22 protein-coding genes are annotated in these 24341 nt (G+C 71.3%); 12 read left to right on the top strand and 10 right to left on the bottom strand.

The window, feature by feature from the left end; translation table 11 throughout:
• Positions 1 to 3: 3 nt before the first annotated feature.
• Positions 4 to 1326 (bottom strand): MFS transporter, encoded by a 1323-nt coding sequence (locus AB0O93_RS09335; RefSeq protein ID WP_363342716.1) that lies wholly within the window; start codon positions 1324 to 1326, stop codon positions 4 to 6.
• A gap of 325 nt (positions 1327 to 1651) precedes the next feature.
• Here AB0O93_RS09335 and dnaK point away from each other — a divergent pair, with 325 nt between their 5' ends.
• Genes dnaK through AB0O93_RS09315 form a run of 4 tightly spaced genes read left to right on the top strand, consistent with a single transcriptional unit; the run spans position 1652 to position 5621 of the window.
• Complete coding sequence (gene dnaK / locus AB0O93_RS09330) at positions 1652 to 3520, top strand: molecular chaperone DnaK (RefSeq protein ID WP_363342714.1); 1869 nt, start codon at positions 1652 to 1654, stop codon at positions 3518 to 3520.
• A gap of 2 nt (positions 3521 to 3522) precedes the next feature.
• Positions 3523 to 4152 carry a nucleotide exchange factor GrpE gene (locus tag AB0O93_RS09325; protein ID WP_363342712.1) on the top strand — a complete coding sequence of 210 codons (630 nt, stop codon included), beginning with the start codon at positions 3523 to 3525 and terminating at the stop codon, positions 4150 to 4152.
• Between the two features lie 12 nt (positions 4153 to 4164).
• Positions 4165 to 5154, top strand: coding sequence for a DnaJ C-terminal domain-containing protein (locus tag AB0O93_RS09320; protein ID WP_363342710.1), 990 nt, complete (start codon positions 4165 to 4167; stop codon positions 5152 to 5154).
• 11 nt (positions 5155 to 5165) lie between these two features.
• Positions 5166 to 5621 (top strand): MerR family transcriptional regulator, encoded by a 456-nt coding sequence (locus AB0O93_RS09315; RefSeq protein ID WP_363342708.1) that lies wholly within the window; start codon positions 5166 to 5168, stop codon positions 5619 to 5621.
• A gap of 5 nt (positions 5622 to 5626) precedes the next feature.
• Here AB0O93_RS09315 and AB0O93_RS09310 read toward each other — a convergent pair whose 3' ends face one another.
• Complete coding sequence (locus AB0O93_RS09310) at positions 5627 to 7021, bottom strand: DUF2252 domain-containing protein (RefSeq protein WP_363342706.1); 1395 nt, start codon at positions 7019 to 7021, stop codon at positions 5627 to 5629.
• Positions 7022 to 7124: 103 nt separating this feature from the next.
• Here AB0O93_RS09310 and AB0O93_RS09305 point away from each other — a divergent pair, with 103 nt between their 5' ends.
• Positions 7125 to 7928, top strand: coding sequence for a potassium channel family protein (locus tag AB0O93_RS09305; RefSeq protein ID WP_363342704.1), 804 nt, complete (start codon positions 7125 to 7127; stop codon positions 7926 to 7928).
• Here AB0O93_RS09305 and AB0O93_RS09300 read toward each other — a convergent pair whose 3' ends face one another.
• The 4 genes from AB0O93_RS09300 to AB0O93_RS09285 form a co-directional block, all read right to left on the bottom strand.
• Positions 7929 to 8288 carry an SHOCT domain-containing protein gene (locus AB0O93_RS09300; RefSeq protein WP_363342702.1) on the bottom strand — a complete coding sequence of 120 codons (360 nt, stop codon included), beginning with the start codon at positions 8286 to 8288 and terminating at the stop codon, positions 7929 to 7931. It abuts the gene before it with no gap.
• The gene (locus tag AB0O93_RS09295) at positions 8285 to 8722 is read right to left on the bottom strand and encodes a DUF6325 family protein (protein ID WP_363342700.1); all 438 of its coding nucleotides are present in this window, start codon (positions 8720 to 8722) and stop codon (positions 8285 to 8287) included. The genes AB0O93_RS09300 and AB0O93_RS09295 overlap by 4 nt, the downstream gene beginning before the upstream one ends.
• A gap of 22 nt (positions 8723 to 8744) precedes the next feature.
• On the bottom strand, positions 8745 to 9122 hold the full coding sequence (locus AB0O93_RS09290; protein ID WP_363342698.1) for an SHOCT domain-containing protein: 378 nt from the start codon (positions 9120 to 9122) through the stop codon (positions 8745 to 8747).
• A gap of 109 nt (positions 9123 to 9231) precedes the next feature.
• Entirely contained in the window at positions 9232 to 9444 is a 213-nt protein-coding gene (locus AB0O93_RS09285; protein WP_363342696.1) for a hypothetical protein, read from the bottom strand.
• 129 nt (positions 9445 to 9573) lie between these two features.
• Here AB0O93_RS09285 and AB0O93_RS09280 point away from each other — a divergent pair, with 129 nt between their 5' ends.
• Positions 9574 to 12168, top strand: a complete 2595-nt coding sequence (locus AB0O93_RS09280; protein WP_363342694.1) for a LuxR C-terminal-related transcriptional regulator — start codon at positions 9574 to 9576, stop codon at positions 12166 to 12168.
• Between the two features lie 3 nt (positions 12169 to 12171).
• Here the strand turns inward: AB0O93_RS09280 and AB0O93_RS09275 are convergent, their stop codons facing one another.
• Positions 12172 to 12783, bottom strand: coding sequence for a hypothetical protein (locus tag AB0O93_RS09275; RefSeq protein ID WP_363342692.1), 612 nt, complete (start codon positions 12781 to 12783; stop codon positions 12172 to 12174).
• A 99-nt stretch (positions 12784 to 12882) separates the two neighbouring features.
• On the opposite strand from AB0O93_RS09275, the gene AB0O93_RS09270 reads away from it, so the two are divergent.
• From AB0O93_RS09270 to AB0O93_RS09245, 6 genes are all read left to right on the top strand, one after another.
• A complete protein-coding gene (locus tag AB0O93_RS09270) occupies positions 12883 to 14091 on the top strand; it encodes a glycosyltransferase (RefSeq protein WP_363342690.1) in 1209 nt (402 codons plus the stop codon).
• Positions 14092 to 14098: 7 nt separating this feature from the next.
• Positions 14099 to 15349, top strand: coding sequence for a glycosyltransferase family 4 protein (locus AB0O93_RS09265; protein ID WP_363342688.1), 1251 nt, complete (start codon positions 14099 to 14101; stop codon positions 15347 to 15349).
• A gap of 238 nt (positions 15350 to 15587) precedes the next feature.
• Complete coding sequence (locus AB0O93_RS09260; RefSeq protein ID WP_363342686.1) at positions 15588 to 16739, top strand: AI-2E family transporter; 1152 nt, start codon at positions 15588 to 15590, stop codon at positions 16737 to 16739.
• Positions 16740 to 16820: 81 nt separating this feature from the next.
• Positions 16821 to 17801, top strand: coding sequence for a helix-turn-helix domain-containing protein (locus tag AB0O93_RS09255; protein WP_363342962.1), 981 nt, complete (start codon positions 16821 to 16823; stop codon positions 17799 to 17801).
• A gap of 67 nt (positions 17802 to 17868) precedes the next feature.
• Positions 17869 to 20088: an AAA family ATPase gene (locus tag AB0O93_RS09250; RefSeq protein WP_363342684.1), complete on the top strand. Its 2220-nt coding sequence runs from the start codon at positions 17869 to 17871 to the stop codon at positions 20086 to 20088.
• A 53-nt stretch (positions 20089 to 20141) separates the two neighbouring features.
• Positions 20142 to 20969 carry a UbiA family prenyltransferase gene (locus tag AB0O93_RS09245; RefSeq protein ID WP_363342682.1) on the top strand — a complete coding sequence of 276 codons (828 nt, stop codon included), beginning with the start codon at positions 20142 to 20144 and terminating at the stop codon, positions 20967 to 20969.
• Positions 20970 to 21009: 40 nt separating this feature from the next.
• Here the strand turns inward: AB0O93_RS09245 and AB0O93_RS09240 are convergent, their stop codons facing one another.
• The 3 genes from AB0O93_RS09240 to AB0O93_RS09230 are packed head-to-tail and all read right to left on the bottom strand — an operon-like array spanning position 21010 to position 24300.
• Entirely contained in the window at positions 21010 to 22164 is a 1155-nt protein-coding gene (locus AB0O93_RS09240) for an NAD(P)/FAD-dependent oxidoreductase (RefSeq protein ID WP_363342680.1), read from the bottom strand.
• The gene (locus AB0O93_RS09235) at positions 22157 to 22939 is read right to left on the bottom strand and encodes a methyltransferase domain-containing protein (protein WP_363342678.1); all 783 of its coding nucleotides are present in this window, start codon (positions 22937 to 22939) and stop codon (positions 22157 to 22159) included. Before AB0O93_RS09235 ends, AB0O93_RS09240 begins: the two co-directional genes overlap by 8 nt.
• The gene (locus AB0O93_RS09230; RefSeq protein WP_363342676.1) at positions 22936 to 24300 is read right to left on the bottom strand and encodes a glucose-6-phosphate dehydrogenase; all 1365 of its coding nucleotides are present in this window, start codon (positions 24298 to 24300) and stop codon (positions 22936 to 22938) included. Before AB0O93_RS09230 ends, AB0O93_RS09235 begins: the two co-directional genes overlap by 4 nt.
• Positions 24301 to 24341: the final 41 nt, after the last annotated feature.

Below are 24341 nucleotides of genomic sequence, written 5' to 3'. Positions count from 1 at the left end.
CGCTCAGTCCTTCAGGCGCTCCTGCGCCGCGCGCACCGGAAGAAGCATCACGAGTCCGAGCAGCAGCACGAGCACGATGCCGAGGATGCCGAAGGCCGCCGCGCCGCCGATGGTGACGAAGAGCGCGAACATCGTCGGAGCGAGGAACGACACCGCGCGCCCCGTCGTCGCGTAGAGACCGAAGACCTCGCCCTCGCGTCCCGGCGGGATGATGCGGGCGAGGAACGTGCGGGACGCGGACTGGGCGGGACCGACGAACAGGGTGAGCGCGAGGCCCGCGGTCCAGAAGACGATCTGTCCGCCGTCGCGGAGGAAGAACACCAGGAGGCCGGAGACCACCAGGCCCGTGAGGGCTGCGACGATCACGGGTTTCGCGCCGAGGCGGTCATCGAGCGCGCCCACGGCGATCGTCGAGATCCCCGCGACGACGTTCGCCGCGATGGCGAAGAGGATCACCTCGCCCGGCGAGAAGCCGAAGACGGATGCCGCGAGCACGCCGCCGAAGGTGAAGACGCCCGCGAGCCCGTCGCGGAACACGGCGCTGGCGAGGAGGAACCACACCGTCGGTCGCGATTCGCGCCACAGGCGCGCGACGTCGCGTCCGAGCCGCGCGTAGGAGGCGAAGAAGCCCACCTTCTCGCGGCGCGCGCCGGCCCCGCGGTACTCGGGCACGGCGAAGAGGACCGGGAGGGCGAACAGTCCGAACCACACCGCCGACACGATCATCGCGATGCGCACCGGGAGGCCGTTCTCGTCGGGCACGCCGAAGAGGCCCTGGATGAAGCCGAAGTAGACGATCAGCAGCAGCACGATGCCGCCGATGTAGCCCATGCCCCAGCCGAAGCCGCTGACCCGCCCGATCGAACGCGGGGTGGACACCTGGGAGAGCATCGCGTTGTAGTTGACGCCGGCGAACTCGAAGAACACGTTGCCCGCGGCGAGGAGGAACAGGCCGAGCCAGAGGAACGACGGGTCGGGCTCGACGAAGAACATCGCGGCGGTGAGGGCGACCACCACGTAGGTGTTCACCGCGAGCCAGAGCTTCCGCCGACCGGAGGTGTCCGAGCGCTGCCCGGTGATGGGGGCGAGGAGGGCGATGAGCAGGCCGGCGGCGGCGAGGGCCCAGCCGAGCTGCGCCTCCACGGTGCCCTCGGGCCCGAAGCTCGAGCTCGTCAGGTAGACGGCGAAGACGAAGGTCGTCACCACGGCGTTGAACGCCGCCGAGCCCCAATCCCACAGCCCCCAGGCGACGACGGCGCGTCGGCGCGTGCGTTCGGGGCGCGAGGGATCGGGCGTGGTGCGGTCGAGGTCTCCCGTGGCGCTCATGTCCGTCACGGTAGGCCGCGCGGGTGAACGCGCGGTGGCGCCGCGCCGGGTCGCAGCCCTGGCCGCCCGTGCAGGGGGACGGACATGCGCACGATGACGGACGAACCCCGGGTGCGGCATCCGTGATCCTGCACATCTCCGTGATCCTGCACGCGAGCCCGCGCCGCAGAAGTTGAGCCGGGTCGTATCAAGTTCATTTGACATGCAGAACGGGCGGGAGTAACGTTGAGCCATCGCGACTCAGGTTCCTCGGCAGAGGTCTGGGAACGCGAGCGGACTTCCATCAACCCCGGACCCACGGGTCCACACAGAAGGAGAGAAACACATGGCACGTGCTGTGGGCATCGACCTCGGAACGACGAACTCCGTCGTGAGCGTCCTCGAGGGTGGCGAGCCGAAGGTCATCGCCAACGCCGAAGGCTTCCGGACCACCCCTTCGGTGGTCGCCTTCACCAAGGACGGCGAGGTGCTCGTCGGTGAAACCGCCAAGCGCCAGGCCGTCACCAACGTCGACCGCACCGTCTCGAGCGTGAAGCGCCACATCGGCACCACGTGGGGCTTCGACGTCGACGGCAAGAAGTGGACGCCGCAGGAGATCTCCGCGCGCATCCTCCAGAAGCTCAAGCGCGACGCCGAGCAGTATCTCGGCGACACGGTGACGGATGCCGTCATCACCGTTCCCGCGTACTTCAACGACGCCGAGCGTCAGGCGACCAAGGAAGCCGGCGAGATCGCGGGCCTCAACGTCCTGCGCATCATCAACGAGCCGACCGCGGCCGCCCTCGCCTACGGTCTCGACCGCGGCAAGGAGGATGAGCTCATCCTCGTCTTCGACCTCGGTGGCGGAACGTTCGACGTCTCGCTGCTCGAAGTGGGCAAGGACGACGACTTCTCCACCATCCAGGTGCGCTCGACCTCCGGCGACAACCGTCTCGGCGGCGACGACTGGGATCAGCGTCTGGTCGACTACTTCATCAAGCAGTTCAAGGACACCACCGGTGTGGACGTCTCGGGCGACAAGATCGCGTTGCAGCGCCTGAAGGAAGCGGCCGAGCAGGCGAAGAAGGAGCTCTCCAGCTCCACCTCGACCTCGGTCAACCTCCCCTACCTGTCGCTCACCGACTCGGGCCCCGTCTCCCTGTCCGAGACCGTCACCCGGGCGAAGTTCGAGGACCTCACCAAGGACCTCCTCGACCGCACCAAGAAGCCGTTCGAGGACGTCATCCGCGAGGCCGGCATCAAGGTCGGCGACATCGACCACGTCGTGCTCGTCGGCGGATCGACCCGTATGCCCGCCGTCGCCGAGCTGGTGAAGAAGGAAGCCGGCAAGGAGCCCAACAAGGGCGTGAACCCGGACGAGGTCGTCGCCGTCGGTGCCGCCCTGCAGGCCGGTGTCCTCAAGGGCGAGCGCAAGGACGTGCTGCTGATCGACGTCACCCCCCTGAGCCTCGGCATCGAGACCAAGGGCGGCATCATGACCAAGCTCATCGAGCGCAACACCGCCATCCCGACCAAGCGGAGCGAGACCTTCACCACGGCCGACGACAACCAGCCGTCCGTGGCGATCCAGGTCTTCCAGGGCGAGCGCGAGTTCACCCGTGACAACAAGCCGCTCGGCACCTTCGAGCTCACCGGCATCGCCCCCGCCCCCCGCGGCATCCCGCAGGTGGAGGTCACCTTCGACATCGACGCGAACGGCATCGTGCACGTCTCGGCGAAGGACAAGGGCACCGGCAAGGAGCAGTCGATGACGATCACCGGCGGTTCGTCGCTGCCGAAGGACGACATCGAGCGCATGGTGCGCGAGGCCGAGGAGCACGCGGCGGAGGACAAGAAGCGCCGCGAGGCCGCCGAGGTCCGCAACCAGGCCGAGACCCTGGCGTACTCCATCGACAAGCTCATCAAGGAGAACGAGGACAAGCTCCCCGCCGACGTCAAAGAGTCGGTGCAGGCCGACGTCGACGCGCTGAAGACCGCGCTCGCCGGTGACGACGACGACGCGGTGAAGACCGCGTTCGACACGCTCAACGCGTCGCAGGGCAAGATCGGCGAAGCCATCTACCAGGCCTCGCAGGCGCAGGGCGAGCAGTCCGCGGACGCGCCGGCAGGCGAGTCCGCTGAGGGCACCTCCTCCACCGCGGATGAGGATGTCGTGGACGCCGAGGTCGTGGACGACGAGGACGAGAAGAAGTAATCATGACGGACAAGGACTTCGACAACGAGGTCCCCGGCGGCGAGGACCCGGAAGCGCAGGCTTCCGGGTCCGACCCGCAGGTGGGCCGGAACGACGACTACGCGGGCGACGGGAGCGTGCCCGGAGACGTCGACGGTGACGAGCTGACCGTCGACGACATCCTCGGCGCCGATCAGAACGTCGACGCCGCGGCGGAGGATGCCGTCCTCGCCGACCTCGAGTCGCAGCTGCTGGGCGACCTGAAGCGCCTGCAGGCCGAGTACGCCAACTACCGTCGACGCACCGAGGATCAGCGGGAGATCGAGATCGCTCGCGCCAAGGGGTCCGTCGCGAAGGGACTGCTGCCGGTCCTGGACGACCTCGACCGGGCCGCGAAGCACGGCGATCTCACCGAGGGCACCGCCTTCGCCGCCATCGCCGAGAAGCTCCGCGGCGTCGCCGAGCGGATGGGACTCGAGACCTACGGTGCCGCCGGCGAGGTCTTCGACCCGCAGCAGCACGAGGCGATCTTCCAGGCGCCGACCCCCGGTGCGACCGAGGCGACGATCCTCGAGGTGGTCGAGATCGGCTACCGCCTGGGTTCCGTCGAACTGCGACCGGCCAAGGTCGTCGTCGCGGTTCCGGCGGAGTAGACCGGAGGACACATGGCCAGTCAGGACTGGTTCGAGAAGGACTTCTACGCGACGCTCGGCGTGGCCAAGGATGTCACGGCATCCGATCTGAAGAAGACCTACCGGAAGCTCGCGCGCACGTATCACCCGGATTCCAATCAGGGCGACGCAAAGGCGGAGGCGAAGTTCAAGGAGATCAGCGAGGCGTACGCCGTGCTGTCCGACCCCGAGCAGCGTCAGGAGTACGACCAGATGCGCGCCATGGGCTCGGGCGCCCGCTTCACCGCGGGTGGCCAGGGTGCCGGCGGCTTCGAGGACGTCTTCAGCCAGTTCGGTCAGGGGCGGGGCGGCGGTCGCTATCAGGCGCAGGACTTCGAGGACATCTTCTCGATGTTCAACCAGGGCGGATCGGGTTTCGGTTCGGGCCGGTTCGGGCAGTCCACGGGCGGGTTCCGCGGCTACGGGGGACCCACCCGGGGCGCCGACGTCACCGCGCGCACGACGATCGACTTCGTCACCGCCACCAAGGGGGAGACCATCTCGCTGCAGGGCGAAGACGGCAAGCCGTTCAAGGTGAAGATCCCCGCGGGCGTCTCCGACGGTCAGAAAATCCGTCTGCGCGGCCGCGGCCGCCCGTCGCCGGACGGCGGGGAGAGCGGCGACGTGGTCGTCTCGGTCACGGTGCGCCCGCACCCGGTCTTCACGCGCGACGGGCTCAACCTGCGCGTGACCGTGCCGGTGACCTTCACCGAGGCGGCACTCGGCGCCACGATCGAGGTGCCGACCCTCGGCGGCGACCCGGTCAAGCTCCGCGTCGCGCCCGGGACCCCGTCGGGTCGCGTGCTGCGCGTCAAGGGGCGTGGCGTCCAGACCGCCAAGGGCCTCGGCGATCTCCTCGCCGAGGTGCAGGTGGCCGTGCCCACGCACCTCGACGACCGCGCGCGCGAAGCGCTGGAGAAGTTCCACGAACTCGAGCCGAAGGAGAACCCGCGCGCCGACCTCATGGCCAAGGCACGCGGCTGAGAGGAGGCGGAGTGAACGAGCAGATCGACGACGAGGCCCCGATCTTCGCGATCGCCGTGGCCGCGGAGCTGTCGGGCATGCACCCGCAAACCCTCCGACAGTACGACCGGCTCGGTCTCGTCGTCCCCGCCCGCACCCAGGGCGGGTCGCGTCGATACTCCCTCCGCCACGTCGAGCAGCTGCGGGAGGTCGCCCGGCTCTCCGCGGACGGCATGAGCCTTCCCGCGATCGCCCGACTCATCTCGCTCGAACAGCAGGTGCACGACCTGCGTCGCCGCGTCCGCGACCTCGAGCAGCAGCTCGATCGCGAGCGCCAGTCGCGCCCTGGCGCCCGCGTCTTCGCCGCCGGGGCATCCGGCTCCGTCGTCACGCTTCGACACGGCGCGCGCGTGCGCCGCGCCACCGAACTCGTCGTGTGGCGCCCGCGCCCGGCCCCGCTCGACGAGGACCCGCGCCGCGACGTCTGAACGGATCAGGCCACGCCGCGGTGGCGGCGGAACAGCTCCCAGTCGGCGTGGGAGAGCGCGGCGTAGGCGTGCGACCACTCCAAGATCGCCTCGCCCGCCACGCGGCCGCCACCGAGGTACCCGGAGACGATCGCCGCGGTCGGCGACTGCCCGTGCGCACGCGCGAGGGTCGCCGCGCAGGCCTGGGCGTACCAGACGAAGGAGGTGTCCTCGAGGGTGTCGGTGTCGAAGCCGCCCTTCTTGTCGTGGAACTGGCGCACGTAGAACGACCGCTCCGCCTCGATGTCCGACGGGATGCCGGAGAGATGGCCGAGGAACGGATCCGACACCGCCTGCAGCACACGCTGCATCGCCACGACCCGGCCGCCGTCGCGGAACCGATCGATGTACCGCGAGACCCCGGACGGCTGCTCCGCGCCGCCGTACTGGATCAGCACGCTCGGCCCGGCCTCCTTCGCCTGCAGGATCAGCGCGTTGCCGTCGCCGTCCTCGAGGGCGATCAGGTAGCACCGCGTGCCGACGCTCCCCACCCCCACGACCCGACGGACGACGTCGGCGATCGCGTACTTCTGCAGCAGGACCCGGATGTCGACGTTCGCCGAGGCGAGGTACGCCGCGTAGAACGCCAGCGCGTTCCGCTCGATCGCCGGCTCCACGTGCGTCATCGTCGGCGCCTGTTCGACGAACGTGAGCCTGCCGTTCTCGGCGCGGACGGTGAGCTTACGCGCCGCCCGCGCGGACGTCCGCCGGTCGGCATCCTTCACCGCCGCCTGGATCGCCGCCTGCGTCTCGGCGTCCACCGCGCGCTCGGCGGCCACGGCGTCGAAGTGGTCGTAGTAGCGCTTCAACGGACTCCGCTGCACGCCGCCGCGCAGCGACCGCGCGTAGGTGCGGACGGCGCGGAGCGCGGCATCCGTCACCACCTTCTCGTCCCGGGAGGCGGATGCCCCGGCGATGACGATGCTCGCCACCAGACGCTTGAGGTCCCACTCGAACGGCGCCCACGCCGACTCGTCGAAGTCGTTCAGGTCGAACACGAGCGTCCGCTGCGGCGAGGCGAAGAGGCCGAAGTTCGCCACATGAGCATCACCGCACGACCCGACCGACAGTGTCGTCCCGGGCGAGCGCGCGAGGTCCGCAGCCATGAGTGCCGCCGTCCCCCGGTAGAACGCGAAGGGGCTCTCGGCCATCCGCTCGGTGCGGATCGGGACGAGCTCGACCACGCGCGAGGCATCCTGTGCGTCGAGGATCGACATCGGATCCCGCGCGCCGGCGGGGAGGTCCGCCAACCGCTCGCGCGGCACCTCGGCGCGCGCCGCGCGACCCGCCTCGACCTGCGCCGCGAGCGACGGGGGAGGAGCCCAGGCGTCGGCGACCGGACTTGATCGTTCGGTTGTCATGGGGTCAGTGTGGCACCGCGCACCGCCGGTGCGACATGCTGCGCCGGGTGATCCGGAGGGTGAAATCCCCGGTCGTGCCGCAGGGGATCGATAGCCTGGCGATGTGACGCCACCCCCCACCCGAACGGATGCCGCGCCCCGACGCGGAATGACCCTGGAGAGGTGGCACGACATCACCTCCTGGCCGCTCATCGTGGCGTCGCTGCTGTTCATCGTCGCCTACTCGTGGCAGGTCATCGCCGATCTGCAGGGAACCGCCTATCTCGTCGCGCGCCTCGTGATGGGGATCACCTGGGCCGTCTTCGTCGTCGACTACCTGGTGCGGCTTGCGATTGCGAAGCCGCGCGGCGTGTGGTTCCGCCGCCACATCTTCGACCTGCTGGTCGTCAGTGTGCCGGCGCTGCGGCCGCTGCGCCTCCTCAAGGCGCTGACGCTCGTCCACGTGCTGCAGCGCACGGCAGGCACTGCGCTGCGGAGCCGCATCGCGATCTACGGCATCGGCGCCGCCCTCGTGCTCATCTGGATCGCCGCGCTCGCGGTCCTCGAGGCCGAACGTGGTGCTCCGGGTGCGAACATCGAGAACTTCGGGGATGCCGTCTGGTGGGCGTTCGTGACCATCACCACCGTCGGGTACGGCGACTTCTACCCGGTGACCGCGTGGGGGCGCTTCGTGGCGGTGCTCCTCATGCTCGGCGGCGTGGCCGTGGTCGGTGTGGTCACGGCGACGCTCGCCTCGTGGGTGCTCGAGCGCGCCGCGCAGGGCCACGAGGACCAGGAGCCCGCGACGCGCGCGCAGTTCCGTCTCATCGCCGAGAAGATCGACGAGCTCCGCGGGGCGCCCCCGGTGTCCGGGTCCGCGGACGACGAAGGGCCGGTCCCCGACGGACCGGCCCCCCGAGCATCCTGATCAGCCGAGCAGCTTGGCCTTGGCGGCGGCGAACTCGGCGTCGGTGAGAATCCCGGCTTCCTTCAGCGATCCGAGCTTCTGCAGCTCGGCGACGAGGTCGACGCCGCCCGCGGCGGGAGCCGGGGCCGGGGCCGCGGCGGGTGCCTGCGCGGCCTGCGCCTGAGCGACGGCCTGGGCCGCGGCCTGCTCCATCGCGATCTGCTGCTGCTGCGCCTCGTAGGCCTGCTGCTGCTGGCTGTCGTACGCCTTCTGCTGCTGGCGTCGCTGCATGCCGCCGGAGACGGCGCTGGCCGTCCCGGCGACGACGGCCGTGCGCGCGGCGAGCCCGATCAGCCCGGGGCGTCCCATTCTCCGCATCATGATGCGTCCTCCTCGTCGTCGACGTTCGCCGTCAGGAAGGCGTTGACGATCGGTGCCGGGATCGACTCCCGCGCGATGACCGCCCCGCCCGCGTCGTACAGGGCCGACGCGAAGGCCTTGGCCCACAGCAGCTCCACCACGAGGATGGCCGCCGAGGTGCCGGGCGCGACGTTCGCCGCGAGCTCCTCGATGTCGTCGATCCCCGCGAGCCCGGCCAGGTCGAGGGACGGCACGTCGCCGTCGTCCGTCGTGTCGGACAGCTCCAGGACCTCCAGCTCGCCCTCCGGCGAGCGACGCGCGTACACCAGGTCCAGCACGTTGACGGTGCCGGCGGCGACGAGATCGTCGATCGCCTGGAGGATCGCCGGGCCCGGGCGGTCTCCGTCGAAGGAGACGGCGTAGAACTCGATGGGTCCGTAGTCGAAAGTGGTCATGCCCGCTCCTCCGTGGTCATGCTCAGGCGAGGGCCTTGGCCTTGAGGGCGTCGAACTCCGCTTGCGTGATGGTACCGGCATCCAGGAGCGCCTTGGCCTTGGCGATGTCGTCGCTCGGGCTGGAGGTCCCGGCGGCGCTCCGGATGTACTCCGCCTGCTGTTCGCGCAGCGCGGCGGCCTGGGCGACCGACCGCTCCTGCATGCCGCGTCCGCGGGCGATGAGGTACACCAGCGCGGTGAGGAACGGGATGAAGATCAGGAACAGGATCCACACCGCCTTCCAGCCGCCGGCCAGGGAGTGGTCGCGGAAGATGTCCGCAAGGATCGAGAACACCACCATCAGGTAGGCGGCGAACACGAAGATCCAGAAGAGCCAGGCGATGAAGCTCCAGAGGTCCATGACTTCCCTCTCTCGGGGCGGACCGGAGCGTCCGCCGTCGAATCGAATCTACGGGCCGGGGGCGGCGCGCTCGTCACCCCACCGGGGTGAGACCGGCCGGCCCCCGCCATCACGCGGCGGGGACGCGGTTGACGGAGACGACCTCGACGCGCAGGTCGTCCAGCATCCGCAGGAGTCCCAGCAGCGCGGCCTGATCCACCACGGCGCCGCGGACCGATGTCGTGCCGTCGCCGCGATCTTCGACGGTGAAGCCGTCGAGTGCGCCGGCGAGCGCCGGGCCGAGCGTGCCGCGCACGACGATGTCCACCACGTGCTCCGTCATGGAGCCTCCTTCCCGTCGGCCGCGCGGACGCGGTGCGGATAGCGCAACGATGCCCGCCCGGCGCTCGATCCGCCGTCACCCCTGTGGGATGATTCCTCCGAGGAGCAAGGGGAACTGGGAAGGCCCGCGATGCCCGATTCGCATCCCGCACCGCCGCACGCGGTGGACAGGCCCGCGTTGCGGAGGCGGCTCGACGTTGGCGTCCGCTCGCCTCTCACGCTCCTGGTCGCGCCCGCCGGTGCCGGTAAGACCGTCCTCCTGGCCCAGTGGGTGAAGAGCCGCCCCGATCTGACCGTCGCGTGGTTCCACTTCACGGCCGCGGATGCCGACCCCGCCCATTTCGCCGAGCGCCTGGTCGCGGGGCTCGAGGCGAGGCATCCGGCGTTCGCCGACCTCGACGCCCCACCGGGCGAGGCGCGAGGTGGACTCGGTGCCGCCCTCGTCGACTCGCTGGTGGTCGCCCTCTCGGAGCACGACGGCGAGATCGTCCTCGTCTTCGACGACTTCCACCTGCTTCCCCGCCGCGAGATCGCCGACGACCTCTGGCGGCTCGCGGCGCGCCTGCCTCCGCACGCGCACATGATCGTCTCCTCGCGCGTCGACCCGGGGCAGCGCTGGAGCGCCCACCGCCTGGCTCACGCTCTGGTCGAGATCCGACAGGGGGACCTCGCCTTCGACGACGACGAGACCTCTCGTGTGCTCGGTGCGCTCGCGGGAGGCGGCGTGTCCGATGCCGTCTCCCGCGCCATCCGCGAGCGTACGGAAGGCTGGGCTGCGGGCGTGCAGCTGGCGGGACTCAGCCTCCGCTTCCGGTCGGACGCGGTCGCGCTCGCAGACGCCTTCCGCGACAGCGACCGCCTCGTCGTCGACTACCTCTCCGAGGAGGTGCTGGACGCCCTCCCCGGGGAGCGGCGTCGCGCGTTGCTGTGCCTCTCGGTCGCCGACGAGCTGACCGGGCCCCTCGCGCAGGCCCTCTGCGACGTGGAGGACGGCGAGGCCCTGCTGCAGTCCCTCGTGCGCGAGTCCCTCTTCATCGTGCCGGTCGCAGAGACAGTCGGCGCGTACCGCTTCCATCACCTCATCCGCGACGTGCTGCGCTACCGCCTCCGCGCCGAAGATCCGGGCGCGGAAGCGGTCCTCCTCACGATCGCCGCGGACTGGTTCGTCGGCGTCGGCGACGCTGCATCGGCGATCGAGATGCTTCTCCGCGCGCGGGCTTGGGACCGGGCGCTCGCCCTGATCCTCGGCCGGGGTCGCGACGTGTACGAGAGAGGACAGACCGCCACGGTGGCGCGGTGGCTGTCGACGGTGCCGTCCGATGTCCGTCGCCGCCACGCGCACGCGGAGGCGCTGTACGCCGTGAACCTGGGCATGTCGGGCAGCGCCGCGGAGGGCGAGGCGCTCGCGCGTGGGCTGCTGCTGGACGGCGTGGAGCCGGGCGTCGAGCTGGTCCTCCGCACCTTCCTTGCCGGCGCGGTGCAGTTCCGCCCCCACCCCGAGGGTCACCTCGCCGAGGCCCGCTGGGTTCTGACGGCTCTCGACGCCGATCCCGACATCGAGACGCCTTCCCTCATGGGCCTCGGGCACCCGACGCTCCTGCGCACCCTCGCCCTGCTCAGCGGCGGGCGGGCGCTGTTCTTCCTCGGGCGGATCTCGGACGCCCGCGGGTGGCTCCAGCGCGCGACGACCTCACCGGGCGGCCGGTATCCGCCCTATCGGATCCACGCCCTCGGCTCGCTCGCGCTGCTGGAGGCGATCGCGGGGCACCTGCGCGTCGCGGGCGAGCTGGCCGCCGAAGCCCTCGGGCTCGCCGCCGACACCGATCTGCTCGCGCACCCGGCCCCTGCCGATGCCTTCCTCGCACGCGCGGTCGTGGCCGTTCAGCGCGGCGAGCCGGACCGCGGTGCCTTGGCGTGGGAGGAGGCGATGCGGCGCGCCGAGGCGAACCGGCGGGACTCCCTGGCGTGGGTCGGGTACGCGGTGGGGCGCCTGATCGACCTGACATCGGTCGGCGAGCGCGTCGAGCCGGAGGGGATCCCCGTGCCGATGGCGAGAGCGATCATCGACGTCGTCCGCTACCGACTCGCGCGCGAAGCGGGAGACCCGTCCCCCGCCGTGCCACCGCAGAGGACGTGGTCGTCGCTGGCGTTCGAGGAGATCGCCTCGCTGCTCGCCCGCGGGCATGGTGCCGCCGCCGCCGCGCGCCTCGACGAGCTCGCGATCGACGTCGCCACCGCCGACCCGACGACCATCGTCGAATACGCGCTGTGCAGCGCGTGGGCGGCCGCGCTCGGGGGACGGATGCCGCTCGCACAGGCCCATCTGCGCGCGGCCCTCGCCGTCGGGGAGCGCGAGGGGCTCACGCACGGATTCCTCCGCGCGGGCGACGAGGTCCTCGCGCTCGTCGCGGCGCTGCCCGGGGAACCGGGCGGGTTCCGCCGACAGATCCTCGAGCGGGCTCGGCGTCGGGTTCCGAGCGCGGACGACGCTCTCGTCGAGCCGCTGACCTCACGCGAGCAGGAGCTGCTGGCCTACCTTCCGACGCGGCTGACCAACGTCGAGCTCGCGCAGCGCTGCTACGTCTCGGTCAACACCATCAAGACCCATGTGTCGCACATCTACCGCAAGCTCGGGGTGCAGGGGCGCAGCGCCGCCGTCGCGCGCGCCGTCGAGCTGGGCCTGCTGCCGGAGACCGCGATCGAGCTGCATCCGACCGCGCGCTGAGGCTCAGGCCGGGTCTATCCGCAGCATGCCGGGCGTCTCGCCCGCGGAAAGGTCGTCCACGACGCGCAGCGTGCGCACCAGATCGTCGACGGCGGAGATGAAGATTCCGAACCGCTCGCGGTCGGGGGACATCGCCGAGACCGTCACCAGGTGGGTGCCGGTGTCCCACGTGTAGGTCGCCGTCGGCGAGCCGCGCCGCTCCGGGTCCATCGGGTTCGGCGCGCCGAAGGGGAGCTCGAGCTTCTCGCCGGTGCCGAGGTGCGGGCTTCGGAAGTCCTCGGTGTCGTCGAACTCCATCGGCATCATCGCCCGCGCCGCCCGCACCTGCGGCGTCGCCTCCTGGAGCTGTGCGATGACCACGCCCAGTTCGGGATCGGCCTTCCACACCCACGCGAGCATCCGTCCCGCCATCCGTCGCATCAGCAGGGGCGCGGCCTGGCTCGCCGCCCACGCGGCGACCGAGCTGCCGGGGCGCTCGGTCGCGCCGATCGCCGAGTTCGCCTGGGTGAGCAGCATCCGGATCGCCGCCTTGCGGTGACGCCGGCCGCGGAACCCGAAGGATCCGGTCACCGGAACCCACAGGGTCGTGTCGGCGTGCGCGTCGAGTCGGGACATCGCCCCAGCCTAAACGGGGAGTCTGAACCCCTCCGGTACAGTGGGACCGCGCTTCAGCCATCCCCCGAGCGCCCCGCCGCACAGACAGGCCCCGCACCCGTGACCGACCCTGCGACGACCGACGACACCGCCGCCTCCGGGCGCCCGTTGAGGATCCTCATCGGCGCCGACACCTTCCTCCCGCACGTCAACGGAGCCGCGCGCTTCGCCGAGCGGCTCGCCGCCGGCCTCGTGGCGCGCGGCCACGACGTCCACGTGATGGCCCCGAGCGACGGTCACCGCAACCACGGGACCCGCACCGAGGTGATCGAGGGTCAGCCGATGACGATGCACCGCCTGCCGTCGTACCGGTACCTCCCGCACGACTGGCTGACCTTCGTTCTGCCGTGGCGCTCGAAGTACTACGCCCGGAAGGTCCTCGACACGGTGCGACCGGATGTCGTGCACATCCAGTCGCACATCGTCATCGGGCGGGGCCTGACCCGCGAGGCGCGCAAGCGCGGCATCCCGGTCATCGCGACGAACCACGTCATGCCCGAGAACATCCTCGACTTCACGCTGCTCCCGGATGCCCTCAACCGCGTCGTGGTGAAGCTCGCATGGGCCGACGCGCAGCGGACCTTCGCGATGACGCGCGCCGTGACCACGCCGACCCGCAACGCCGCGACCTTCCTCGAGCAGACGATCGACGTCTCCTCCGTCATCCCGATCAGCTGCGGAATCGACGCCGCCCAGTACACCGCCGATCTCACCCCGCGGGACGCGAACCGTCTCGTCTTCGTCGGGCGTCTCACGACCGAGAAGCAGATCGACGTCGTCCTCCGAGCGATCGCGGCGCTGGACCCCGCCCTCGCGGTGAGCTTCGACGTCGTCGGCAACGGCGACCAGCGCCGGAACCTCGAGCAGCTGGCCGCAGAGCTCGGCATCGCCGACCGCGTGCGGTTCCACGGTCACACCACCGACGCCGAGCTCCGCGGGTTCCTCACCCACGCCTCGGCGTTCGTCATCGCCTCGATCGCGGAACTGCAGTCCATCGCCACGATGGAGGCCATGGCCTCGGGCCTTCCCGTCGTCGCCGCCGACGCGGTCGCCCTGCCCCACCTCGTCCACGACGGCGAGAACGGGTACCTCTTCCGGCCCGGCGACGTGGACGACCTCGCCGCGAAGCTCACCGCGGTGCTCACGCTGAGTCCCGCCGAGCGGGAGCGCATGCAGAAGGCCTCCCTCGACGGGGTGAAGGTCCACGACATCCGACGCACGCTCGAGACCTTCGAGGCGCTGTATCGCGACGAGCCCCTGCCGGTCTAGGCCACCCGTGCACGTCGTGTTCTTCGGCGACCAGCACGTCGAATCCTTCGGCGGGGCGCAGGTGTCGATGCGGCTCCAGCGCCGGTTCCTGGAGCGCGACGGTCACACCGTGACCGTCGTCGCCCCGCGCATGCACGGTCCGCGCGGGCGCGCCGTGGCCCCCGACGAGGCGTTCGTCGACCTGCCGTCGGTGCCGATCACGCCCGACCGCGAGTACTCCCTGACGTGGCCGGGTCGGCGCACCGACGTGTGGCTCGACCGGGCGATGAGACGCCGCCCACCGGTGGACATCGTGCACGTGCAGGCCGACTTCTGGGGTGCCTTCATCGGGCACCGCTTCGCCGAGCGGCACGGCCTCCCGGTCGTCCAGACCCTGCACAACCGCGTCGACGTCGGCATCGAGGCGACGACGCCGTTTCCGAGGGCCGTGCTCCGGGTCCTCAACGCGTGGGAGCGCCACGCGCTGCGGGCATGGGAGCGCCGCGCCGTCGGAGACATCCCGCGCGGGCACGACGGGTGGGCCTACCTCCGCCGCCTCGCCGTGCAGTCGGATGCCGTCACCGCGCCGTCCGCGCACTTCGCCCGACGACTCGAAGCCCACGGCGTGGCGCCGCGCGTCGACGTGATCTGGAACGGCATCGACGACGACGTCCTGGACGCCGCGCTCGCCGAGGAGCAGGGGGCGTCGCAGAGGCCGGAGGCCGGGCCCCTGCTCGTCTGGATGGGACGCATGAGCCCGGAGAAGCGCCTGCTGCCCTTCCTCGAGGCCGTCGCGCGGTCGGGGATTCGCGCGCGCGTCGAGGTGCTCGGCGGCGGCGGCCAGCGCCGCGCGGCGGAGCGGCTCGTCGCACGGTCGACGCCCGCGGCATCCGTCGTCTTCTCCGGTCGTCGCCCCTACGGCGACTCGCTCGCGCGGCTGCGAGCCGCCGATGCGCTCGTGCAAACGTCCATCGGGTTCGAGACGCAGGGCATGACCCCGTTCGAGGCGGCGGCCCTCGGCACGCCCTCGATCGTGAGCGACCCGGACATCGCCCGCGAGCTCGGCAGCGGATTCTGGGCGGTCGGCGGAGGAGTGGATGCCCCACCGCAGGCCGCCGACGCCTCGGTCGACGCCCTCGCCCGCACCCTCCAAAAGGCGGTGGCCGACATCGACGCCGGCCGCGCGGTGCCGGCGAACCCGACGGTGCGCGAGCGCTTCCGGCAGAGCTCCCGCACCGCCGCGATGCTCGAGGTGTACGAGCGCGTGCTCCGCGGCTGAGGCGAGAGTCCCGCCCCTGGGATCACGGGATGCGGGACCAATCGGTGGGGATGCGGCGGTAGCCGTCGTTCCGCAGGGCGCGGACGGTGCCGACGACGCCAATCGCGGAGAGGACGATCAGAATCAGGATGAGAATCATGGCAGAAAAGCTACGCCGCTTGGATTTCCGCCATGAGTGGCAGACGTGCCGGTGTCCGCAGGAAAACTGCCAATGCGCGACGGGCAATAGAGTGCGGGGATGACCGAGGAACAGCGCCGACCACGTCCGTTCCGGCCGTTCAGCGGCCGCGGCCGGAGGCCCGCCGCCCCGGCGGCGCCTCCGCCCCCGCCCCCGGCGCTGTCGCCGAGCCTGCGGGTCCTCGTCGGCCTCGCCGCGGCCGTCGTCGTCCTCGCCGGGCTCTTCGTCGCGCGCGAACTCGTCGGCCCCCTCGTGCTCGCGGCGGTGATCGTCATCATCTGCCACCCGGTGCGGCATCCGCTCGAGAGGCTCGGCTGGCCACGCTGGGCGGGGACGACCGCCGTCATCGTCGTCGCCTACCTCATCCTCGGCGTGCTCGGATGGCTGCTGTACTTCGCGGGCGTGCAGTTCGTCGGGCTCGTGACCGACTATGCCGACGACCTGCAGGCGACCGCGCAGTCGGTCATCGCCTGGCTCGGCACCGTGGGGTTGGACGAGCAGGCGTCGGATGCCGCGGCCTCGCTGCTGCAGCCCTCGACGATCCTGTCGTTCGTGACGTCGCTCAGCGGCACGGCGATCGGCGTGCTGACCGCCCTCTTCTTCGTGATCGCCTACGTGATCTTCATGGCCGCGGACGGCGCCCGCTACGGTCGCGCCCAGCGGTCCTTCGGCGGGACGGCCGGGGGCCCCCTGCGCCGCTTCCACCGCTTCAACATCGGCGTGCGCCGCTACTACGTCGTCAACGCCAGCTTCGGTGCCGTGGTCGCGATCATCGACGGCCTCGCGCTGTGGGCGCTCGGCGTCCCGGCCCCGGCGGTCTGGGCGATCCTCGCGTTCGTGACGAACTTCATCCCCAACATCGGCTTCGTCATCGGTCTCGTCCCGCCCGCGCTCCTCGCCCTCGTCGTCGGCGGGTGGCCCCTCATGCTCGCCGTCGTCGCCATCTACTGCGTCGTGAACGTGACACTGCAGGTGCTCATCCAGCCGAAGTTCGTGAGCGACGCGGTGAGCCTCAGCCTCACCCTGAGCTTCTTCTCGGTCATCTTCTGGACGTTCATCATCGGACCGCTCGGGGCGATCCTCTCCATCCCGCTCACCCTCGCGGTCCGCGCCCTCGTGCTGGAGGGCGATCCGGGGTCGCTGTGGCTCCGGTGGCTCTCGGGCGACACCGTCACCTCGCGATCCGACGCCACCCGGCCGGGTCGCCTCTAGGCCACCCGGTACCGTCCCGCGACGGGGAGTGGCAGGATGAGTGTGCACCACGTGAAACTGCCACCGATCACCGGGAGCGTCATGGAGACCGTCGCCGTCATCGTCCAGGACGGATTCGCGCCGTTCGAGTTCGGTCTCGCCTGCGAGGCGTTCGGCCTCGACCGCTCGGACGACGGCATCCCGAACTTCGACTTCCGCATCGTCGCGGTCGAGCCGGGGCTGATCCGCAGCAACATGTCGTTCTCGATCACGGTCGAGCACGACCTCGCCTTCGCCGATGAGGCCGATCTCGTCGTCGTCACGCCGGTGCCTCGCGCGAGCTGGGGCGTGATCGATCCGCGCATCGCCGCGGTGATCCAGCGCGCGGTCGACCGCGACGCGTGGGTGCTGAGCGTCTGCAGCGGATCGTTCGTGCTCGCGGCGTCCGGCGCGCTGGACGGGCGCCGGGCGACGACGCACTGGAGGTACGCCGCCACGATGGCGGAGATGTACCCCGAGATCACGGTCGACCCCGATGTGCTCTACGTGCAGGACGGGCGCGTCATCACCAGCGCGGGAACCGCGGCCGGCCTCGATGCATGCCTCCACCTCCTTCGCCAGGAGCTCGGTCCGGAGGCGACCAACCAGATCGCGCGGCGCATGGTGGTCCCGCCCCAGCGCGACGGCGGACAGGCGCAGTTCATCGCCCACCCGCTGCCGGTCGCCGCCTCGCACTCGCTCGCACCCGTTGCGGACTGGATGGTGGAGAACCTCGACCGCGACCTGTCGGTCGACCAGCTCGCCGCGCGCGCCCACATGTCGGCCCGCACGTTCGCCCGACGGTTCAAGGCCGACTTCGGCGCGACGCCGGCGGCGTGGCTCGGCCGCCAGCGGATCCTCCACGCCCAGCGCCTGCTCGAGCGCACCGACTGGGGGCTGGACCGCATCGCGGACGAGTGCGGGTTCGGCTCAGCCGCGGTGCTGCGGCAGAACTTCGCCCGGATGCTGGGGACCACCCCCACCGCGTACCGGGCCCGCTTCGCGTGCGTCGAGGAGGGTGCGTCCTTCTCCATTGCCGGCTGACCTCCGCGGTGGTAAAGTTGAGTCAGCACGACTCAACTTTGAGTCGGCAGAGATTTCAGGAGACAAAATGAACGCCACGCAGATGCCCGGGCAGGAGGAGGCGCAGAGCGCCCTCGAGCAGTTCGGGATCAACCTCACCGACCGCGCACGCGCGGGCAAGCTCGACCCCGTCATCGGCCGGGACAGTGAGATCCGACGGGTCAGCCAGGTGCTCACCCGCCGCACCAAGAACAACCCCGTCCTCATCGGCGAACCCGGCGTCGGAAAGACCGCCGTGGTCGAGGGCCTCGCCCAGCGCATCGTCGCGGGCGACGTCGCCGAATCGCTCAAGGACAAGGAGCTCGTCACGCTCGACATCTCGGCGCTCGTCGCCGGCGCGATGTACCGCGGCCAGTTCGAGGAGCGCCTGAAGAGCGTCCTGAAGGAGATCACCGAGTCCGACGGCACCATCATCACGTTCATCGACGAGCTGCACGTGCTCATGGGCGCCGGCGGCGGGGAGGGCTCGGTCGCGGCATCCAACATGCTGAAGCCGATGCTCGCCCGCGGCGAGCTGCGCCTCATCGGGGCGACGACGCTCAACGAGTACCGCGAGTTCATCGAGAAGGACGCCGCTCTCGAGCGTCGCTTCCAGCAGGTCTACGTCGGCGAGCCGAGTGTCGAGGACACCGTCGCGATCCTGCGCGGACTCAAGGAGCGCTACGAGGCGCACCACAAAGTCGCCATCGCGGATGCCGCCCTCGTCGCCGCGGCGTCCCTCTCGCACCGTTACATCCCGAGCCGTCAGCTGCCGGACAAGGCCATCGACCTCATCGACGAAGCCGCCTCCCGCCTACGCATGGAGATCGACTCGGCGCCGCTCGAGATCGACGAGCTCCGCCGCCACGTCGATCGCCTGAAGCTCGAGGAGCTCGCGCTGAAGAAGGAGAAGGACGACGCCTCCAAGGAGCGTCTCGCCGTCCTGCGCGAAACACTGGCGACGGAGCAGCAGCGCCTCGACGAGCTGCAGGCGCGCTGGGAGCGCGAGCGCGCGTCGCTCAACCGGGTCGGCGATCTGAAGACCCAGCTGGACGCCGCCCGCATGGAGGCCGAGCGCGCCCAGCGCGAGGGAAACCTCGAGAAGGCCTCGCGGCTGCTGTACGCCGAGATCCCGGCGCTCGAGCGTCAGCTCGTCATCGCCGAGCGCGAGGAGCCGACGGGCGAGCGCATGGTCAACGACCAGGTCACCGACGAGGACATCGCCGCCGTGATCGCCGCGTGGACCGGCATCCCCGTCGGCCGGCTGCTGCAGGGCGAGACCGAGCGGCTGCTGCACCTCGAGGCCGAGCTCGGCAAGCGCCTGATCGGCCAGAAGGAGGCCGTGAAGGCGGTGTCGGATGCCGTCCGTCGCTCGCGCGCGGGCATCAGCGACCCGAATCGCCCCACCGGTTCGTTCCTCTTCCTCGGCCCCACCGGTGTCGGCAAGACGGAGCTGGCGAAGGCGCTCGCGGAGTTCCTCTTCGACGACGAGCACGCCATGGTCCGCATCGACATGTCGGAGTACGGCGAGAAGCACTCCGTCTCGCGCCTGGTCGGGGCCCCTCCCGGATACATCGGGTACGAGCAGGGCGGTCAGCTGACCGAGGCCGTGCGGCGGCGTCCGTACTCGGTCGTGTTGCTGGACGAGGTCGAGAAGGCCCACCCCGAGGTCTTCGACGTGCTCCTGCAGGTCATGGACGACGGGCGCCTCACCGACGGGCAGGGTCGGACGGTCGACTTCAAGAACGTCATCCTGATCCTCACCTCGAACCTCGGCTCGCCGATCCTCATCGACCCGACGCTGGCCATGGACGTCAAGCGCGACCAGGTGCAGGCGCTCGTCCGTCAGGCCTTCAAGCCCGAGTTCGTCAACCGTCTCGATGACATCGTGATCTTCCAGGCGCTCACCGAAGACGACCTCTCGCAGATCGTCGAGCTCACCGTCGACGCGCTGCAGCGGCGGCTCAAGGACCGGCGTCTGACGCTCGCGGTGACCCCGGACGCTCGGGCCTGGCTCGCCGAGCGCGGATACGACCCGGTGTTCGGGGCGCGGCCGCTCCGTCGTCTCATCCAGTCCGAGATCCAGGATCGCCTCGCCATGGCGCTGCTGTCCGGCGGAGTCCGCGACGGCGACCTCGTGCGGGTGGACGTCGACGCCTCGGGAGCGCAGCTCGCGCTCTCCAGCGAAGGCCCGGCTGTTCCGGCCGGCGGGGGCGCGTCGGTGGACGCGGACGACGACGTGATCGAGGCGGAGCTGCTCGAGGACTGAGCCGTCAGGGCGCCACGGGCGTGACGGGCGCGCGCCGACGGTACGGTCGACACATGCTGGTGCGCGGGCTCTGGGGCTCCACTCATCCCGGGCCGACCCTCGTCGTCACGGTGCTCGCCCTCGCGCTCGGTGTGGCGGCAGGAGTGGATGCCGGGCGCCTCGCTCTGCTCGGTGTCGCCGTGTTCGCCGGTCAGGTGTCGGTCGGCATCTCCAACGACGCGATCGATGCGGCGCGCGACCGCGCGGTCGGACGCGCCGACAAGCCGATCGCGACAGGGGAGGTCTCCGAGCGGGCCGCGTGGACCGCGGCGTTCATCGCGCTGGGGCTGGCGCTGGCGCTGTCGGTGCCGCTCGGCGCGGGCATGCTCGCCGCCCACGCCGTCGCGCTCGCCTCGGCATGGGCGTACAACGCCGGGCTCAAGGCGACACCGTTCTCGCTCGTCCCCTTCGTCGTGAGCTTCGGGCTCTTCCCGTCGTTCGCGACGCTGTCGGCGCCGGGCGGCACGCTCGCGCCCGTCTGGGTGAGCATCGCCGGTGCGGCCCTGGGCGCGGCCGTGCACCTCACGAACGTGCTCCCCGACCTCGACGACGATGCGCGCACGGGCATCCGTGGACTTCCCCACCGGCTCGGCGCTCGCGTGTCGACGGTTCTCGCCGCGCTCGGCATCCTCGTCGGGGCGACGGCGGTGCTCGTCGGCCCGGTCATCGCCGGGGTCGCGCCGGTCGTCCCCGTCGTGGCGTGGGCGTTCTTCGCCGCGGTGGCCGTCGTCGCCGTCGCCGCGGTCGTGCTCGCGCTCACGCGGAGCCCGCACCGGGTTCTGTTCCGCCTGACGATGCTCGCCGCCCTCCTTCTCGCCGTGCAGCTCGTCGCCACCGGCTGAGCGGGCTCACACGTCGCGGGCTCAGGCAGGCGTCGCGGGCTCAGGCGTCGCGATCGAAGCCCATCGCGTAGGCACGGGCGAAGGTCTGCCCGGCCGCGGGGCCGAGCATGATGCGGACCGCCGCGCGGCGGAGCGCATCGGCTCGCGGGGCGAGCGGCCGGCCGAGCGCGGTGTTGACCGCGGCGAGACGCGCGGCGTGCCGTGCCGAAGCGACGCGGCGCTTCTCCCACCGGGCGAGACGCGCATCGGGTGCCGCTCCGGAGCGGACCCAGGATGTCAGGAGCGGCGCGAGGGTCGCGGCATCCAGGAGACCGAGGTTCATGCCCTGACCGCCGATCGGACTCACCTCGTGCGCGGCGTCACCGACGACGAGGAGGCGTCCGCGGCGGAGCGCCGGGGCGATGACGCGGCGCACCCCGAAGGCGGTCGCAGCGGTGATCCCCTCGGCCGCCTTCGGTTCGCCGCGGCGTGCGACGGCGTCGCGGAGCCGCTCCGCGCGGTCGGCGTCGGTGTCGCTGTCGGCGTCGTCGGGGGCGTTCCGATCCCACGCGACATACCGGCGGATGCCGCCCGGCAGGGGGAACGATTCCATCACGCCGTCGGGGTCGAGGTGCACTCGCGCGACAGTGGAGTCGTCGTCGGCGGGCGCTGCGGCATCCGTCATCAGATAGCGGTCCGGGTACTCGTGCCGGTCGAGGGCGTCGGGGCGGTAGACGAGGTCGCGCCCCCACGCACCCGAGGCGACCACGACGATCGGGGCGGCCAACTCCGTCGGGCGACCGCCGATGCCGGCGCGCACGCGCACGTGGTTGCCGCGCGGATCGAGCGCCATCACGTGGGCTCCGCGGAGAGGCTCCGGGGCGTGGGCGGCGAGGATCCGCTCGGTCTCGGCCTGCGGGAGGGTCGCCACGAACGGGAAGCGCGTGCGGAGCCGGTCGAAGCGGACGGTGCCGAGAAGCTCGCCGCCCGCGCGTGCCTCGCCGCGATCGACGCGCGCAGCGGAGGCGAGGAACGCGTCCGTCAGCCCCGAGGTCTCCAGGGCTGCGAGGACGGGAGCGTGGAGACCGATCGCCCGGGTGCCGTCGCCGGCCGTCGGGCGACGCTCGTACACGTCGACGTCGACGCCCGCGTGGGCGAGGAGGCCCGCCAGCAGCATTCCCACGGGCCCCGCGCCCACGACCAGGACATCAGGCATCGAAATCTCCTTCGTATCGGTCTCGTGTCCGGAACCCCGCCCTGCTCTCCGCGAGGAGACGGAAGGGCGCCGGTGCGCCGACGTGCCAAAGCCCCGGAGCCTCGGCGTCGAGGAGGCGCTGGAGCTCGGCGGGCGTGTGGCTGCGGCGGATCGAGCGCAGCCCGTCGGTGCGAAGGAACGTCCCGTGCTGGAGAGGGGTGATGCCGATCGCGTAGAGGCTGTACGCGAGGCGGCTCCGGGCGATGTCGCCGTGGAGGAGGAGGCCGGAGCTGAGGGCGCGGGAATCGGCGGCGAAGGAGGCGAGCGCCGCGGAATCCAGGTGATGGAGCACGTGATTCGACACCACGACGTCGAAACGCTCACCGGCGGCGAGGAGGGCGGTGCTGTCCGCGCGCGTGAAGCGGACGGTGCCCGGGGCGTCGCGTGCGGCGGCGACCTCGATCGCGCGCGGATCCGGGTCGGCGCCGACCCAGTCGACCGCCATCCCGTCGCGGGCGGCCATCCGGGCGAGGCGCACGACGACATCGCCGCCTCCGCATCCGAGATCCAAGACGCGCGCGGGCCGGCCGAGGCCGGCGAGGAACGGACGGATGCGGCGTGTGTAGACTCCGCCCCACCCCGAGACGAGCCGATTGACCGTGTCGAAGCGGCGGAGCGTCGCGCGCAGGCGCTCCGGATCGCAGTCGGGATCGTCCATCAGCTCGCGGAGCGCGGTATCGCGTTCCTTGAGGCCTCGCAGGGACGCGGACGCCTGGTGCGACGGGGGAGGGGTCACGGCAGCGCGGGCCACGCCTCGGGGCCGGAGCTCCCCGCCGGGTACTCGTCCAGCGGCACAGCGTCGCGCCGCCACGCGTCGAGGACGGGTTGCACGATCCGCCAGCACTGCTCCGCTGCGTCCCCACGCACGGCGAGGACCGCGTCGCCGTCGAGGATGTTGCCGATGACCTCCGTGTACGCCCGCAGTGCTCCGGTGCCGAGGTCGGTCGACATGGTCGCGCGTTCCAGGGCGAACGGGCTCTCGCCGCCGTTGACGTTCAGCTCGAGCGACATCGTGTCCGGGCCGAGCGAGAACCTCAGCACCGACGGCGCCGTGGACCCCGAGAACCCGTCGGGCAGGTGACGCACGGGGCGGAAGGTGAGGACGATCTCACGCATCGGTCGCCCGAGGGCCTTCCCCGAGCGGAGCGTGAACGGAACCCCGGCCCAGCGCTCCGTGCGGACCTCGAACGTCACCTCCGCGAGGGTCTCGGTCTGCCGCGCCGGGTCGACTCCCGGCTCGTCGGCGTACGCCGGCATCCGCTCTCCGCCCGCCTCTCCCGCGACGTAGCGCGCGCGCCGTGACGCGCGCGCCGGGTCGTCGCCCTGCACGTGGGTCGCGCGGAGCACCGCGGTGGTGTTGGCGCGGAAGTCCGCTTCGTGCAGCGTCGCCGGGGGCTCCATCGCCACGAGGGCGAGCACCTGCAGCAGGTGGCTCTGGATCATGTCGGCGAGCGCCCCGGCCTTGTCGTAGTACCCGGCGCGACCCTCCAGCCCCAGGGACTCGTCGTAGCGGATCATGACCGACTCGACGTGCTCGGCGTGCCACACCGGTTCCAGGGCGCGGTTGGCGAACCGCACGCCGAGCAGGTTCAGCACCATCGACCGGCCCAGGAAGTGGTCGACGCGGAACGTGCGGTTCTCCGGGACGAGTGCCGCGAGTGTTGCATTGAGCGAGCGCGCGCCCTCCTCGTCGGAGCCGAACGGCTTCTCGAGCGCCAGGATCGTCTCGGCGGGGATGTCGTCGGGGGTGAGGGCCTCGCACGCCGCCTGGGCGATCGCCGGCGCGACGGCGAAGTACAGGATGCGGCGTCCTGAGGTCTGCGCGAAGAGCGTGCGGAGATCGTCGGCGGACGTGATGTCGACGCGCAGGTACGCGGCCTCGCTCGCCACCGCGCGGGCGCGGTCGCTCGCACCGTCGCCGAATGCCTCGGCGACGAGGGTGCGCCACGCGTCGGTGCCCAGATCGTCGATGCCGGCGCCCACGAGACGGAGCTCGCGGTCCTCCTCCTCGTCGAGCAGCTGACCGAGGGCGGGCAGGAGCAGCCGGTGCGACAGATCGCCGGTCGCCCCGAGGATGATGAGCGTCGTCGGCGTCATGGGCCCACCGTAGCCCAACGGCGTTCCGGCCCGGTCCGCAC

Origin of the sequence: Microbacterium sp. NPDC077184 (assembly GCF_040687055.1) — a bacterium.
Taxonomy (GTDB): Bacteria; Actinomycetota; Actinomycetes; order Actinomycetales; family Microbacteriaceae; genus Microbacterium.
Note: the sequence above shows the minus strand (reverse complement) of the source record. Positions and strands in the feature narration are given on the sequence as shown.

Bases quoted from the DNA above. Each gene is read 5' to 3' on its own strand.
- AB0O93_RS09335 (WP_363342716.1), bottom strand. From the start codon at position 1,326: ATGAGCGCCACGGGAGACCTCGACCGCACCACGCCCGATCCCTCGCGC.
- dnaK (WP_363342714.1), top strand. From the start codon at position 1,652: ATGGCACGTGCTGTGGGCATCGACCTCGGAACGACGAACTCCGTCGTG.
- AB0O93_RS09325 (WP_363342712.1), top strand. From the start codon at position 3,523: ATGACGGACAAGGACTTCGACAACGAGGTCCCCGGCGGCGAGGACCCG.
- AB0O93_RS09320 (WP_363342710.1), top strand. From the start codon at position 4,165: ATGGCCAGTCAGGACTGGTTCGAGAAGGACTTCTACGCGACGCTCGGC.
- AB0O93_RS09310 (WP_363342706.1), bottom strand. From the start codon at position 7,021: ATGACAACCGAACGATCAAGTCCGGTCGCCGACGCCTGGGCTCCTCCC.
- AB0O93_RS09300 (WP_363342702.1), bottom strand. From the start codon at position 8,288: ATGATGCGGAGAATGGGACGCCCCGGGCTGATCGGGCTCGCCGCGCGC.
- AB0O93_RS09295 (WP_363342700.1), bottom strand. From the start codon at position 8,722: ATGACCACTTTCGACTACGGACCCATCGAGTTCTACGCCGTCTCCTTC.
- AB0O93_RS09290 (WP_363342698.1), bottom strand. From the start codon at position 9,122: ATGGACCTCTGGAGCTTCATCGCCTGGCTCTTCTGGATCTTCGTGTTC.
- AB0O93_RS09285 (WP_363342696.1), bottom strand. From the start codon at position 9,444: ATGACGGAGCACGTGGTGGACATCGTCGTGCGCGGCACGCTCGGCCCG.
- AB0O93_RS09280 (WP_363342694.1), top strand. From the start codon at position 9,574: ATGCCCGATTCGCATCCCGCACCGCCGCACGCGGTGGACAGGCCCGCG.
- AB0O93_RS09275 (WP_363342692.1), bottom strand. From the start codon at position 12,783: ATGTCCCGACTCGACGCGCACGCCGACACGACCCTGTGGGTTCCGGTG.
- AB0O93_RS09260 (WP_363342686.1), top strand. From the start codon at position 15,588: ATGACCGAGGAACAGCGCCGACCACGTCCGTTCCGGCCGTTCAGCGGC.
- AB0O93_RS09255 (WP_363342962.1), top strand. From the start codon at position 16,821: ATGGAGACCGTCGCCGTCATCGTCCAGGACGGATTCGCGCCGTTCGAG.
- AB0O93_RS09250 (WP_363342684.1), top strand. From the start codon at position 17,869: ATGAACGCCACGCAGATGCCCGGGCAGGAGGAGGCGCAGAGCGCCCTC.
- AB0O93_RS09245 (WP_363342682.1), top strand. From the start codon at position 20,142: ATGCTGGTGCGCGGGCTCTGGGGCTCCACTCATCCCGGGCCGACCCTC.
- AB0O93_RS09240 (WP_363342680.1), bottom strand. From the start codon at position 22,164: ATGCCTGATGTCCTGGTCGTGGGCGCGGGGCCCGTGGGAATGCTGCTG.
- AB0O93_RS09230 (WP_363342676.1), bottom strand. From the start codon at position 24,300: ATGACGCCGACGACGCTCATCATCCTCGGGGCGACCGGCGATCTGTCG.